Below are 15,594 nucleotides of genomic sequence, written 5' to 3'. Positions count from 1 at the left end.
GCCGTTTAGTAGTTCTTTGACTCTATATTAAACATACTATTTTGGAGCTAAGAGAGTACCGAACTGTCATGACGCGCCATGATACTAGAAAAATCTCTATCGCCATTTTCAACTGTATGCGCTTCATATAACTCCGCAGCTTTAGCACCCATCGGCGTATCGACATTTGTATTCTGAGCGGTTTGCAAGGCCAGATTGAGGTCTTTTTGCATCAGCTTACTCATAAAGCCACCTTGATAACCATTGCTCGATGGTACGTTCTCCATTACTTGCGGGTAAGGATTGTACACTTCTAATGTCCAGTTACGGCCTGAGCTTTGTAGCATAATATCTGATAGTACTTTAGGATCTAAGCCATTTTTGACGCCCAAATTAATCGCCTCTGCTGTCCCAGCCATGAGAATACCTAACAGCATATTATTGCAGATTTTTGCGACTTGTCCGGCACCATGCTCGCCAGCATGAAAGATGTTTTTGCCCATGACCGCTAGTATTGGCTCCGCTGTTGCAAATGCATCAGCACTGCCACCCACGATGAAAGTCAAACTGCCTGCGATAGCACCGCCCGTACCACCGGAGACTGGCGCATCTAAGAATTCTATACCCAGCTTGCTTGCTGCCTCTGCCACGGTTCTTGCATCAGCAGCAGCGATGGTACTGCTGTCAATCACCAATGTGCCCTGTGGTAACTCTGCCAGTAGACCATTAGTTCCATCTTCACCCAAATAGACAGAGTGAACGTGCTTGCCAGCAGGCAGCATGCTGATGACGACTTGTGCATTGCTTGCAGCAGCTTTAGGACTGTCTGCCACCCTAGCACCTGCTTGCTGTAGACGCTGGGTCGCATCCTCAGACAAATCATAGACAGACAATGCATAACCTGCTTTTAACAAGTTCTCCGCCATTGGCGCGCCCATATTACCCAGCCCGATAAAAGCAATGTTTGGCTTCGCACTGCCATTATCCGCAGTATTTACATCCTTTGTATTCATCTCATCATTCCTTGATGGTTATATAGTCAGCATGACGCACGCTTGTGTTTTGTGTACGTTATGCCATTATGTCGTTCAGTGTGGTATGTCTAGTTCAAATACTAATCAAATGGATAATTCAAATTGTTAGCGCACAAACTGGTTGCCTGCTGCTTCAGTACCCAACCAATCATCTAATGGGTGCTCGCCTGTCGCATAAGGGTTCACAAAATGCTGTTGGATATATGCCTGCCCCTCTGTATTGAGACAATCGGCTAATGAACGCGACCACTGAGGATTTCTATCTTTATCAATCAACAGCGCGCGTACGCCTTCTTTAAAGTCGGGGTTGGCTGCACAATGTACCGCCACATTGGTTTCTAGATATAAAACTTGCTCTAGCGACAGGTCAGCAACTTTGTGATAAAGCGCATAGGTCAAAGCGACGGTAACGGGACAACCATGTCGATAAGTGGCGACTGCTCGCTGCGTCCAACTGTCTGCTGCAAAGTCTGAATGTAAGGTTGCTAATGACTCATCATTTTGCAATATGGCATCGATATCACCCAAGCCACCACTATTCATCAACTGCTGGATAGGTTGCCAATATTTTGCTAAATTGCTGGCAGACAACTCAGCAACTGATTGCGCGGCGAGTGCACGGCTAACGATACTATGCGCACTATTGTTATCGCATTTATCCTTACTGCTGGCAGCTGGTTGCCAATCGCTCTGTTTTAAACTTTGTATGACAGCATCATAGTCACTACTGGCGACGGCATACTCTGCTAGATTGGCCAATAGCGCATCACTACCATTGCACATAGCACCGGTTAGCCCTAAGAACAAACCTGTTTTGGCAGGCATATTTTGCAAAAACCAACTGCCAGAGGCATCAGGGAATAGCCCGATAGTCACTTCTGGCATTGCAAAGCGGGTACGCTCAGTGACCAAACGATGGCTACAACCTGCCATCAATCCCATACCTCCGCCCATGATGATACCGTCACCCCAAAGTATTAGCGGCTTAGCGTAAAAATGCATCTGCCGATAGAGGCTATATTCATGACTGAAGAACTCTGTCGCATAAGGGTTCGGTAACGGTGCACTGGTCAACATACTGTCATACAGCTTACGAATATCACCACCCGCACAAAAAGCCTTGTCGCCTGCGCCTTTCAACACCAAAGCGACTATCTGTGCATCACTTGCCCACGCATCTAACTGCTGTGCTAATAGTTTGCACATATCAACACTCAGCGCATTGAGAGATTTGGGCGTATTGAGCGTCATGACGCCAATCAGATGACCACAATTTGTCGGTTCAGTGTTGAACAATACTGGCGCTTCTTGCTCTGTGCTTTCTGTAACTTTTTGATTATTATCCGTTGCTGTTATAGCTGCTGTCATAAAAGGTACCTGCAAAAATTAAAATGAATAAAGTGACTGTTAGGACATCCTACCTACGGCCTATTTATTTTGCCAATTCGGTTTGCGCTTCTCTAAAAATGCTTGCACGCCTTCGCGCTGATCGTTGGTATCGAACAACTTCACAAACGCTTCGCGCTCATGGATAAGGTTTTGTGCAGGCGGGGTATTTCTCGCAGCTTGGATAAGCGTTTTAGAATAGCTGACAGCAACAGGAGACTGTTTAGCAACTTTTTGCGCTAGTGCTTGCGCCACTTTTAACCCTTCTCCTTTGGCAGCAACTTCTTCGACCAGACCAATACGTAACGCTGTCTCTGCATCAACGCGCTCACCGCATAAAATCATACGCTTTGCCCAGCCTTCGCCAACGAGCCAAGGTAAATTCTGTGTACCACCCGCGCATGGCAGTAACCCCACACCAGTCTCCGGCAATGCCATCTGTGCATGCGCTTCTGCGATACGAATGTCACAGGCCAACGCACACTCAAGTCCGCCGCCCATCGCATAGCCGTTGATGACAGCAATACTGACACCACGATACGCTGATAGCGCCTCAAACGCTTCGCCAAAAGCAATCGCCATGCTGATTGCACGACCTTTATCACCATCTGAAAAATTGTTTAAATCAGCACCCGCTGAAAAGAACTTCTCGCCATCACCATGAATAATCAAAGCATAAATATCATCATTGGCATTGAGGTCAGTCACCAGCTGTTTGAGTGCAGGTAGACTCTCCATCGTCCATGTATGGGCTGGTGGGTTATTCAATGTCACGGTAGCGGTATGGCCATCAATCGATAACTTAAGATTGGTATAATCCGTCATAAATAATCCTTTATTTTATCTGAATTGGGTATGGTTAAATGGTTAGCCGTTAGGGCATGTCTTCAATTAGATTGAGAAATATCCTAATACAATTAACGTAATTGATCCAACGCATCGTCCTGTAATAGCTGACGCGAGACGATCACTCGCATAATCTCATTGGTGCCTTCCAAAATCTGATGCACACGCAAATCTCGTACATGACGCTCAAGTGGATACTCATTTAGGTAGCCATAACCACCGTGTAGCTGTAAGGCTTCATTGGCGACATCGAAGCACAGGTCAGTGGAGAGACGCTTTGCCATTGCGCAATAGGTAGACGCTTGACCGTCATTGTTATCGACTTTGCTCGCTGCTAAATAAAGCATTTGTCGCGCGCTAATGGTTTGGGTCAGCATATCGGCAAGTTTAAACTGTACTGATTGTAAATTAGCAATCTGGCTGCCGAATTGGCTACGCTCTTGCACGTAATTAGTCGCTGTCTCTAGTGCTGACTGCGCCGTACCAACCGCACAGATACCGATGTTGATACGCCCGCCATCTAAACCCTTCATCGCAATGCGAAAGCCTTGACCTTCATCACCTATCAAATTCTCTACTGGAACTTTCACATCTTTAAAGCTAATCGTGCGTGTTGGCTGCGCTTTCCAGCCCATTTTATGCTCGTTTTTACCATATTCGATACCAGCACTATTCGCATCTACCACAAAAGCCGAAACGCCCTTTGCGCCTGCGCCGCCTGTACGCGCCATGACGACTAAGACATCGGTAGACCCCGCGCCTGAGATGAATGTTTTCTCTCCAGTTAGCAAATAATGCTCGCCTTGCTTATCCGCTTTGGTACGCAGAGAAGCTGCATCAGAGCCAGCATTGGGTTCAGTTAAGCAATAACTACCCAACCACTCTCCACTCACCATATTGGGTAGATACTTTTTGCACAAAGCATCGCTACCATACTCACCGATCATCCAAGCAGTCATGTTATGAATACTCATATAAGCAGCAACGGCAGTATCACCCCATGCAAGCTCTTCAAACACCATGGCAGAGTCTAAGCGTGGTAATCCCAAGCCATCATATTCTGGATTGGTATACAACCCTAAAAATCCGAGCTCGCCTGATTTTTTGATGACATCGACTGGAAAATGCGAGGTGCGATCCCATTCTGCTGCGTGTGGCTTTAGCTCTTTTTGGGCAAACTGCCGAGCAGTTTGGCGGAAGGCAATTTGGTCTTCGGTCAGTGAAAAATCCATGAGGTCATCCTTATGCGTGCATAGCAAATATGGTGTAGAAAATTTTATAAATCGTCAGTCTAATATTGTTCATATAGTATTGGCTATACAGTATAGCAGCGGCATAACGACAATCATAAGATCAGGCTTTGTTGAAATATGCCCTAAACAGAATTATCGCTATACCGCAAACATGTCGAACGAACGATTAAATTGAAATGGTGGTATTGACGCCGCGGCTCGCCTCATCATCAAACCAACGTGCCGTCACTGTCTTCGTCTGAGTATAGAACTGCACGGCTTGCTTACCATAAGGACCAAGATCACCAAGCTTACTGGCACGTGAACCTGAGAATGAGAACATTGGTAGTGGCACAGGAATCGGTAAGTTAATGCCAATCTGACCAACTTGAATATCTTGTTGGAATTTATGTGCGGCGGCGCCTGACTGAGTAAAAATCGCCGTGCCATTACCATGTGGATTGGCATTGAGCATCTCAATCGCTTCATCAAGGTCGGCGGCACGCATGATACACAGTACTGGACCAAAGATTTCTTGTTGGTAAATCTGCATATCGCTTGTGACATTATCAAAGATAGTCGGGCCGACAAAGTTACCTTTCTCATACCCTTCAACAGTAATGCCGCGACCATCTAGAATTAAACTGGCGCCCTCTTCTACCCCAGTACCAATCAAGTGCTCGACACGGGCTTTTGCGGCAGGAGAAATCAGTGGGCCTAGATCTTTATCATGCTTACCTGCTGATACGACCAATTTTTCTGCTTTGGCTTTAATGTCATCAATCCACTCACCTGCAGCACCGACCAATACCACCACTGACAGCGCCATACAACGCTGACCGGCAGCACCAAAGGCTGCGCCTGCTAGCTGATTAAGCGTTTGTTCTTTGTTAGCATCCGGCAAGATAACACCGTGATTTTTTGCACCCATCATGCACTGGGCACGCTTACCAGATTGACTGGCACGCTCATAGACGTGTTTGCCAACAGCGGTAGAACCTACGAAAGAAACGGCTTTGATATCAGGGTGATCACAAATAGCATCGACGGTAGCTTTTCCGCCATGTACAACGTTTAGCACGCCTTCAGGTACACCCGCTTCAATCGCTAGTTCAACCAAACGCATGGTGACCATCGGGTCTTGCTCCGACGGCTTAAGAATAAAGGTGTTACCCGTAGCAATCGCCATTGGGAACATCCATAGTGGAATCATTGCTGGGAAGTTGAACGGTGTGATACCTGCACAAACCCCTAGCGGCTGCCAGATACTATAGGTATCAACGCCTGATGCGACGTTTTCAACGAAGTCACCAATCTGCAAATTTGCAATGCCTGCTGCATGCTCGACCACTTCTAGACCACGGAATACGTCACCGCGAGCATCTGCAATGGTTTTGCCTTGTTCAGCGGTCAAAATCCCTGCCAGCTCGTCCATATGCTCGCGTATCAATGCTTGATACTTTAAAAAGATACGGGCACGTGTGGTGATGGGTGTTTTGCGCCATGTTTGAAAGGCGGTCTGGGCAGCGGCCACTGCTTGGTTAATTTCATCATCGGTCGTTTGCGGGACTTTTGCGATAACTTCTTGCGTGGCGGGATCCGTGATATCAATCCATTCGCTGGTATTTGAATCGACGAATTGACCATTGATGAGCTGCTGAACGTGGTGCATAAGATATCCTTATCTTTTTTGCAAAACTACCATATATCGGTATAGTTAATCCTCTATAAATTAGATACGGTGTCAGCCTCGCTTAGTCTACTATTTGTAGTACTTTCACTCGGCTTCCTTGTATCCAAATTATATTGAATAAACTATATTTTGTATTGATAAAAAATTAAATATTCATCAATAACTACCAAACATGGATAATTTTAAAATGATTTATTATGTATCGTTATTGACTATAACAATAAATCAATTTTAGGGTCAAGCGCTTTATTAAACTTTTATGTTAGGTTAAATTCACCAGTAAATATTATAAAAATTTAAAACTAAAAAAGCCCATGATGATTCATGAGCTTTTTACAAAATCGAGTGTCGTTATTGGTCAGCAATCAATAAAGTCACATTCCGCATTGATTAATAATCTTTCATAGACTGCTTGATCGCATCAATCGCGGGTGGATTATCGAGTGTCGACATATCCCCTGTTTCCTTGCCTTCTGCTAATGCACGAATGGCACGGCGTAATATTTTTCCAGAGCGGGTCTTTGGCAACGCTTGCGGGAAATAAATGGCCGCCGGTCTTGCAATACCGCCAAGGGACTTGACCACGGCACCGATGATTTGCTGCTCAATACGGAACCGATTTTCAGTTGTTGCCACCTGTTCATGATCTCTCAGCACACAGAATGCAATGGGCAACTCTCCTTTTAACTCATCCTGAATACCCACCACCGCACATTCTGCCATCTCTGGATGCATGCTGATCGCCTCTTCAATCTCTTGCGTACCAATGCGATGACCAGCGACGTTAATCACATCATCTGTGCGCCCTAAGATATAAAAATACCCCTCCTTATCAGTCACCGCATAGTCGGACGTTGAGTATTGTTGTCCATCAAACAAGCCAAAATAACTACTGATGAAGCGCTCGTCATTGCGCCATACGGTAGTGAGACAACCCGGTGGTAGAGGCGCCTTGATTGCAAGCAGGCCTTTTTCGCCCGCAGCACAAGGCTGGCCCGTTTCTTCATTGATAACTTGCGCATCATAGCCATACATTGGATAACCAGGCGAGCCTTGCTTATGCGGTTTATGATTGAACTTTGGCGTATTACTTAGAATAGGCCAGCCAGATTCTGTCTGCCAATAGTGATCTAAAATAGGGACACCCAGATGCTTAGTTAGCCAATTGGCTGTTGATTCATCGAGTGGCTCACCTGCCAAAAAGAACGACTTAACGCTTGAGACATCGTAGCGTGTCATCCAAGCTTCATCTTGTTTTTTGAGCATGCGCACACCCGTCGGTGCGGTGAACAAAATATTGACCTTATTGGCTTCGACAATCCGCCACCAGATACCTGGATTTGGTCGATGTGGTAATCCTTCATACATGACACTGGTCATGCCAGCTAGCAATGGCGCATAGATCGTATAAGAGTGTCCAACGGCCCAGCCAATATCAGATATCGCCCAAAACGTTTCACCTGCCTTACCGTCATAAATATAATCCATCGATGTCGTCAGTGCTACGGCATGACCGCCTGTATCACGTTGCACACCTTTTGGCGTACCCGTCGTTCCAGAAGTATAGAGAAGATACGATGGCGTATTGGACTCAAGCCAAACAGGCTCAACAATCGCATTGGCTTCACAACTGACACGGCGCTCGGTTGCATAGTCCACATCGATATCCTGTGGTGCAAATGGCAATACGCCTCGGTTGACGACCAACACATGCTCCGGCTTTGTTGTTGCTTGCTCAACCCCTTGATTGACGAGGCTTTTATAGTTAATGACCTTACCACCGCGCAAACCTGCATCCACCGTGATGACCATTTTAGCTTCGGCATCATCCATACGGATCGCCAAGTTATGTGCCGCAAACCCACCAAACACGACCGAATGCACCGCACCGATACGAGCACAGGCCAACATGGCGTAAGCCGCTTCCAGAATCATCGGCATATAAATAATGACGCGATCGCCCTTGCCGATACCATGACGTTGCAATACATCCGCAAAATAATTGACTTCTTTATATAAGTCATTGTACGTCAAACGGCGCTTGGTATAGTCTGTATAAAACTCGACGTTGTTGCCCAGATCTTTAAACGAATCAACGACGGCGGGAAAGGTTTCGATCAACTCTTGATTAATCTCTGATGACAACCAAATGAATGCGTCCTGCTCTGCGCGCTCTTCGAGGTGGCGATCTACACAGTTATAACAAAGATTGGTCTCACCGCCGACGAACCACTTAGCGAATGGCAGATTACTGTCATCGAGGATTTGCTCAGGCTCTTTATGCCAGTAGATACGCTTGGCTTGCTCAGCCCAAAACTGCTCACGATTATTAATGGAGTCGTGATAGATATCAGCAAAATTCTGAGTGGTATCAGATGGCGCTTGAGAGTTTTGAATAGAGACGTGATTGCTGCTTTGATTAGTATTTTTATTGGTGGCTTGCTCGCTCATAATGGCTGTCCTTAGCGTAAACGATGAGTAATAAGATACTGCTTTATAATATAATACCATTCACAAAAATTAGAGTAGTAAGAAAAACGAGTGCAAGTACTACCTGTCGTAGACTAAACCAGTTTGACACCGCTAATTCTGCTTTTTTGAATCGCAGTTTTTGGAATTAGTATAAGCTCTTATATTGCATATTCTCATAATACAATACTGGCTGTCCTTGCCAAAACTAAAAAACCGATACATTACGTATCGGTTTAAAATGTATCAGAGCTAATGATAAAGGTCAACTACATAAAATTATACTTCAGTCTGATCAGCATACATCTTACGCATGACTTTTTTATCATGTTTACCGACAGAGGTTTTGGGCAGGTCATCCACAAACTTAAACTGACTGGGCACGCCATACTTAGGAATCATACCTCGCTCAACCGCTTTTTCAGCAATGGCTTTGATATCATCAACATTCGTGTCTTGCGCATCAGGTTTTAAGACAATCAAGGCCAATGGGCGCTCGCCCCACTGTTTATCACGAACACCAATGACTGATACATCCGCCACGGCTGGATGCAGTGATAAAATGGTCTCAATCTCTAATGATGATATCCATTCACCACCTGATTTGATCACATCTTTTAGGCGATCGGTAATACCAATGCAACCATCAGGGCGTATGTAAGCGATATCTTGGGTATGCATGTAGCCATTTTCCCATAGCTCCTTACCCGCATCCTCATTTTTCAAGTAGCTTTGGGTCAGCCAAGGTGCCCGCAATACCAACTCGCCTGTATTTTCTTTACCGGTGCCAACTGATTTATTGTCTGTGCCCCAAACTTGGGCATCGACCATCAGCACAGGCTTACCAGTCATACAACGGCGCGCGATATCTTCATCATCAGACATTTCAGGCTCATTAAGACTAAATTCGGTCAAGCTAATAAGCGGCGCGGTCTCTGACATGCCATAACCAGTATAAACTTCGATACCTTGATCCATGGCTACTTTTGCCAAACCTTCTGTCAATCGTGAACCACCAATGATCATCTTTAAACCGTTAAAGCTCGCACCACGATCCTGTGCTTCTTTAAGCACCATTTGTAAAATTGTTGGTACGCAGTGGGTGATACTGACTTTTTCATTAATAATCAAATCGAGCAAACTATCAGGGGCATAACGTCCTGGATACACTTGTTTTAGACCTACCATCGTTGCGGTGAACGGAAAACCCCACGCATGGACATGGAACATCGGCGTCATAGGCATATAGACATCACCATAGCTAACGCCCTGCTTATCAGGAAGCATACCTAAGGTTGCGGCTTCTGCCAAACTGTGCAATACCAATTGACGATGGCTAAAGAACACGCCCTTTGGATCGCCTGTCGTCCCTGACGTATAAAAAGTCGTCGCAATAGTATTTTCATCAAAGTCAGGAAACTCAAACTCACTATTGGCGGCTTCTAATAATGTCTCATACTCACCTTTTACACGATTTTGACTACCACCAAAAACACCTTCATACGATACCCCATCATCATCGAGCCAAATGATGTGCTCGATGCTAGAGTTCTCAAACTGATAGTCTTTAACCAACGGCGCAAACTCAGAGTTCAGCATCAGTACTTTAGGCTTGGCATGATTGATGGTGTAAAGGATTTTATCTGGTGAAAGGCGAATATTAACGGTTTGCAAAATATACTCTGACATCGGTACCGCAAAGTACGACTCCAGATAACGATGACTGTCCCAATCCATCACTGCCACCACATCACCAGCGTCAAGCTTTAAATCAGCTAAAACGTTGGCTAAGCGATTGATACGGCTAAACAGCTCTTTATAAGTGAAGCGTTTTTTATCTGCATAAACGATTTCTTGATCTAGCGATACCGTCTTCGCACGGTTTAATAGTTGCTTTACCAATAGTGGATAATCGTAAGCGGACGGTGCACTATTATAGATATTTGACATAAAATTGACTTCCTTGTTGATCAGAGATAAAGCGTTAACGACTCTCGTTGTTAAAATCTTCTAACAAATTATATTTTTATGAGCAGCCATTACTGTTGCTCCATTACTATTACTAATAGTATTTAAAAAATGCCATCATCGATAGTAAGAAAAAACCCACACCATGTAAAGTATACACGCATAAACACCATGACATTGAGCGTTCGTTTATTCTGGTTTCACGCCTTATCACGTTATGTTAGCGAGCCTTTAGGTTAGTAGCCCTTAGATTATCAGCCTTTATATTAAGCGACACGTGATTTGGTCTTTACCATACCAAAACTGGCAACGAGCAAGGCTAAAATCTGTACAAACACTAGCAGCCATACCGTTAGCGACCACTGCCCACGCGCATAGACGATGCCGCATAGCCATGCCCCTAAAGTCCCACCCGTATAATAGCCTAGATAATACAAACCCGATGCGAGTGAGCGACCTTTCTTCACATTGACCGCAATATAGCTAATAGTAGCCGCTTGGGTAACGAATACACCGGAGGACATAATAGCAAGCCCTACCACCACCCCCCATAATGGTGTCACGAGTGTCAACAACACGCCTATCATAGAGATGAAAATAGCGACTCGAACGGTACGTGCTGACCCGAATCGGCGTAACAGGTTGGTCGATAACGGTGTAATAACGACCCCTATCAGATAGACTGCAAAAATATTGGCCAGTGCCCCCGTACTCAGCTCATAAGGTGTATTGGCCAGATGTAGATTAATAAAGGTAAAACAGCCCACTAGCGAGAACAACACACACGCCCCAAGCAGACAGGCCGTCACGACATAGCGGTTAGTCAAATGCTCTCCAAGCGTCTGTATCGCTGCTCGAAAATTGGGATTGGCCACAAATTGCCGTGAGGACGGTAGCATTTTTCCAACCCACATCGCGCCGACTAGCGTCATCGCTGCCATCACATAATACCCAGCACGCCAGCCAATGAGCTCGTGTAAATGCCCGAGCAAAAACCGACCAAGGAACCCGCCTAATACACAGCCTGACACATAGAATGACATCAGGTCCGTCACTGCTCGCCCTTCAAACTCCTCACCGATATAAGCAATCGTCACGACTGTAATACCTGGCACTGACAATCCTTGCATGAATCGCCAGAGCCCTAGCCAACCAATACTCGGACTCTGCGCGATTAACGCCGTAGGTATCGCCAAAAACAACAGCGCCCCAACGATAAATGGCTTACGCCCCACTGCATCAGAGAGCATGCCTAAAAACGGTGACATAATAGCAATCGCCATTATCGTCGCGCCAACGATCATACCTGCTTGCACTTCGGTCGCCGAAAAGTCCACCATTAGCACAGGTAGCACGGCTTGAATAGAGTACACCTGCAGAAAAGCAAACATACCAATTAGGCCAATTGTGAGCTTTAGCACCCACGATGGCGAATTGGTTTGAGGAGATAGCAATGGGGCGTTATTTTGAGTCTGACTGACAGTATTGTTCACAAGGATGCTGACTATATTAGGCGTCATATGGCTGACGTGAGTGATAGAATTAAAATAGAGTCAATTCATTATAAACAGGTTACAGCGTCAACTTAGCTTGATGTATGAAAACTACCTCTGCGCTCGGTTGCCTTGTACCACTGTTAAATTGAATTAACCATATAAACGTCAGCAATGATAATTGCTTTAGGTTTGTAACGGCAAGCACGTTATGGTATCACAGCCAATCACGCGTGCTGATATCAAAACCTAATACAAACAAAAAACGCCATTAATAACAACGTTAGGGCATGTCCTCAATTCAAACGACATTCATCTAACTGGGCTAAAAATGTCTAAATTTTGCCAAACATCGTCAAATAGTTAGTCAATATCTCGATATTATCTACACTATTTTTCTCGTTTGACGGCAATTTATCTCATTTTTATCTCCATTTTTGAAATCAGGACACACCCTAATCAAAGTTTCACCTTTGTAACAGACTTTGAGTGAGCAAATTGCCATAATCATAAAGCGCTATATAAAGTAGCTGTATAACAATAATCTTATAAATTTAAAAACTAATCATTTAAGGAAGTATATCGATGAGCGATAAAATTCATGATTTAGGGTCGGGTTTTTGGAACATACGCGGATCATTTCGCATTGGTGGTGTACTAAATATCGGTACGCAATGCTCACTAATAAAGCTAGCATCAGGACGCTTTATCTTTTTGGACAGTTATGCCTTAACAGGTGACGTTCGAGACGAAGTGATGGCATTGACCAATAATGGGGAAAATGTCGAGGCTGTACTGAACGTACACCCATTCCACACGGTACATTGTGCACAGATGGCAAAAGACTTCCCAAAAGCAACTTTTTACGGCAGTAGCCGACATCATAAAAAAATATCAGAAGTACAATGGGCAGATGACTTGGTCGAGAGTGATGCGGTCGCTGAACGCTATCCTGAGCTTGAGTTCTCTATGTCAGAAGGCGTCTACTATATCTCGCCTAATGAGATGATTCATGCCGGTTCATTATTGGCCTACCATCCTGCCAGCAAGAGCTTGCACGTCGATGATACCTTTATGAGTCCACCAACTAAATTACTAGAGGCGATATTGCCTGAGCTGATACTACATCCTACGACCAAAAAAGCATTGAAAAACGAACCCAGTGCTGGCAAGGAATATTGTGACTGGGCTACCAATCTCGCCCATGAATGGCGTGACACTCAGAACTTTTGCGCGGCGCATTCATATTTGGTCCAATTCAAAGAAGGCCAGTTTGAAAAAGCACTACTAAAAGCGATTAATAAAGCACGTCCTAAGTTAGAAAATGCTTAGTCGACCACATACTTTAAGAAAGTAAAAACACAAAAGAGGACTACCGTAATAGTAGCCCTCTTTTATTTTGACCTGACACTGTTATTAACAGCACTATCGAAACGATTATCTAAACAACAAATCTTTCAGCTCGTCTTCATTATTAATGATATCTGCCAATGTATAGCGCTCAAGGACGGTAATAAAAGCCCTTAATGCTTCAGAGAATACACTTTTTAGTTGGCATACTGGCGTAATCACGCAGCCTATCGGTTTATCTGTCTTTTCTTCGATAAAGGTAACTGGCAAATCTTTTGATTGAGAGCCTTTATCCTTACTCACTGGTACGGCAAAGCACTCTACCAAATCAAAATCAGGCTCTATTTGTTTAATCAATACACCCAAATTAATCTCTTTAGGTGCACGTGCCAGTCGTATGCCTCCATTTTTGCCACGCACACTTTCTATATATCCTAACTGACCCAGCTGATGAATAACTTTGGTCAAATGGCTTTTGGAAATGTCATAGCTATTGGCAATGTCACTGATATTAGCGAGCGTGTGCGGCTCCGGTTTGACCGCCAGATAAATCAATGAGCGCAGTGCATAATCACTATAATTGGTCAATCGCATTTACGAACACTCCCATTCTAATTCTCATTATTAATCATTTAACCACTAGCTGCTTAACCACTATTTACTTAACCAAACAGGCCATCCGGTCTAGGGCGTGCCAGCATCGGTACGTAGCTGATGCAAAATAACATAAAGCAGGCAATCCATGCACCTTGAGCAATCATAATCCATAATAAGTAATGGCTCATATCTACCAAAGGCAATAGCACGCGACTGGCAAACACTAGCACCATCAAACCATACATCAAAGTTGTCGTTTTAGGCGGACTATGAATACTGCGGCCAGTATGCCCAAGCGATACCCGTGTCATCATCGCTACCGTCATCATGCCAATACCCGAAATCGCGAGCCCATGTACCGCCAAACTATGAGAATAACCCAACCACGGTTGCAATGCGTACAGCATAAAACTCAAACACATGCCTAAAAACGCAATATACAATGACCAAAGCAACGGCTTTTGCCAAATGCCACGATGATACCAACCGACTAGACGAATGATGTTAACGATTGCCACACCGAGCGCCGTTATAGTCAGTAAATATGGATGAGGATAAAGCAGATCAACGATAAAAAAGGCTAAAAATAATAATAAGCTTGCGATATCTTGTACTTTACTATTATACAAGGTAATGGTTTCCGCAACGCCTTTAGCGTTAGTCGTACTAAGACCTCGCTCAATAAAGAATGGTACCACGCGGCGACCAATGGTCAATACTAAGCCAATGATTAAATAAAATCCCAGATACATGCCTATCTTCATGATGCTCATGTCTGCATTGATAATGCCCCAATAGCACAGTCCATTACCTAGCATTAATAACACCAACTTTGCTAAGATGCCCATCTGCTTATATTGCTTTACTTGCCATACTGCTCGGAAAATAGCGAAGGCCATCGATGCAATAAACAAAAAATCAAACACTGCGGCGACGTATAACAACAATGTGCTATTGCCCGCCACCACTATGCCCATCCCAAAAGCAATCCAGCTGAGACGTGCTAACAACCAACAGACAAAGATACCTAACAGTTTGTAGCCGTGCGGCATCATCACCCCTGTCCAAGTCTTGACCGCTGTCAGTAAAAACCCTGCGACCACTGCCAATGCATAACCATAAATCATCTCATGGCCGTGCCAATACAAGGGATTTAATACCTGCGCGTCTATATCTGTATGCCCAGTGAACACAAAGGCCCATAACACCATCGTGACTACCGCGAATAATGCAGCAGCACTGAAAAACAGACGGAAGCTCAAATTAAGAATTGGGTGTGGCGAGCTTGGCGGCTGACTGGGTAGGTTAATAGATTGCATAGTGATCTTCTTAGAGAATATTAATAAAACCGACCTTAAAGATTCATTTTATATGAATGTTATGTGTTAAGCAACGTACTTAGCCAGCTATAGTCGGCGAACTACTAAACCGCTACGGCGTTACCCTTCTTAGATGTACTACTTGTACACTCTGCAGTCGGCTGCCTTGTACCCATGTTAGAGTTCTTTGACTAGGGTCTGTTGAAAAATAGTTTTCAGAAATAAAAA

The 15,594-nt window shown here is 44.6% G+C and carries 11 protein-coding genes; 1 reads left to right on the top strand and 10 read right to left on the bottom strand.

The genetic code is table 11. The features are described 5' to 3' along the window. Nucleotides 1-47 precede the first annotated feature (47 nt). The 8 genes from mmsB to I6E83_RS09060 all read right to left on the bottom strand — a co-directional run bounded on the left by mmsB (nt 48) and on the right by I6E83_RS09060 (nt 12,127). Nucleotides 48-992 (bottom strand): 3-hydroxyisobutyrate dehydrogenase, encoded by a 945-nt coding sequence (gene mmsB / locus I6E83_RS09095; protein ID WP_197101305.1) that lies wholly within the window; start codon nt 990-992, stop codon nt 48-50. A 126-nt stretch (nt 993-1,118) separates the two neighbouring features. After that, a complete protein-coding gene (locus I6E83_RS09090) occupies nt 1,119-2,381 on the bottom strand; it encodes an enoyl-CoA hydratase/isomerase family protein (RefSeq protein WP_197101303.1) in 1,263 nt (420 codons plus the stop codon). Between the two features lie 60 nt (nt 2,382-2,441). After that, a complete protein-coding gene (locus tag I6E83_RS09085; protein WP_197101301.1) occupies nt 2,442-3,224 on the bottom strand; it encodes an enoyl-CoA hydratase in 783 nt (260 codons plus the stop codon). 92 nt (nt 3,225-3,316) lie between these two features. After that, on the bottom strand, nt 3,317-4,477 hold the full coding sequence (locus I6E83_RS09080) for an acyl-CoA dehydrogenase family protein (RefSeq protein ID WP_197101299.1): 1,161 nt from the start codon (nt 4,475-4,477) through the stop codon (nt 3,317-3,319). A gap of 187 nt (nt 4,478-4,664) precedes the next feature. Continuing rightward, on the bottom strand, nt 4,665-6,149 hold the full coding sequence (locus I6E83_RS09075; RefSeq protein WP_110923746.1) for a CoA-acylating methylmalonate-semialdehyde dehydrogenase: 1,485 nt from the start codon (nt 6,147-6,149) through the stop codon (nt 4,665-4,667). A 411-nt stretch (nt 6,150-6,560) separates the two neighbouring features. Further along, on the bottom strand, nt 6,561-8,621 hold the full coding sequence (locus I6E83_RS09070; RefSeq protein WP_227680889.1) for a propionate--CoA ligase: 2,061 nt from the start codon (nt 8,619-8,621) through the stop codon (nt 6,561-6,563). 297 nt (nt 8,622-8,918) lie between these two features. Then, nucleotides 8,919-10,589 (bottom strand): fatty acid--CoA ligase, encoded by a 1,671-nt coding sequence (locus I6E83_RS09065; protein WP_110923745.1) that lies wholly within the window; start codon nt 10,587-10,589, stop codon nt 8,919-8,921. A gap of 284 nt (nt 10,590-10,873) precedes the next feature. Continuing rightward, nucleotides 10,874-12,127 (bottom strand): MFS transporter, encoded by a 1,254-nt coding sequence (locus I6E83_RS09060; RefSeq protein ID WP_181416302.1) that lies wholly within the window; start codon nt 12,125-12,127, stop codon nt 10,874-10,876. A 558-nt stretch (nt 12,128-12,685) separates the two neighbouring features. Here I6E83_RS09060 and I6E83_RS09055 point away from each other — a divergent pair. After that, the gene (locus tag I6E83_RS09055) at nt 12,686-13,432 is read left to right on the top strand and encodes a hypothetical protein (RefSeq protein ID WP_110923744.1); all 747 of its coding nucleotides are present in this window, start codon (nt 12,686-12,688) and stop codon (nt 13,430-13,432) included. A gap of 105 nt (nt 13,433-13,537) precedes the next feature. Here I6E83_RS09055 and I6E83_RS09050 read toward each other — a convergent pair whose 3' ends face one another. Next, nucleotides 13,538-14,044 carry an Rrf2 family transcriptional regulator gene (locus I6E83_RS09050; protein ID WP_110923743.1) on the bottom strand — a complete coding sequence of 169 codons (507 nt, stop codon included), beginning with the start codon at nt 14,042-14,044 and terminating at the stop codon, nt 13,538-13,540. 68 nt (nt 14,045-14,112) lie between these two features. Further along, entirely contained in the window at nt 14,113-15,366 is a 1,254-nt protein-coding gene (locus I6E83_RS09045; RefSeq protein ID WP_110923742.1) for an NnrS family protein, read from the bottom strand. Between the last annotated feature and the right edge of the window lie 228 nt (nt 15,367-15,594).

The organism is Psychrobacter sp. SZ93C1, assembly GCF_015864635.1.
In the GTDB taxonomy this organism is placed as follows: Bacteria; Pseudomonadota; Gammaproteobacteria; order Pseudomonadales; family Moraxellaceae; genus Psychrobacter; species Psychrobacter fozii.
Note: the sequence above shows the minus strand (reverse complement) of the source record. Positions and strands in the feature narration are given on the sequence as shown.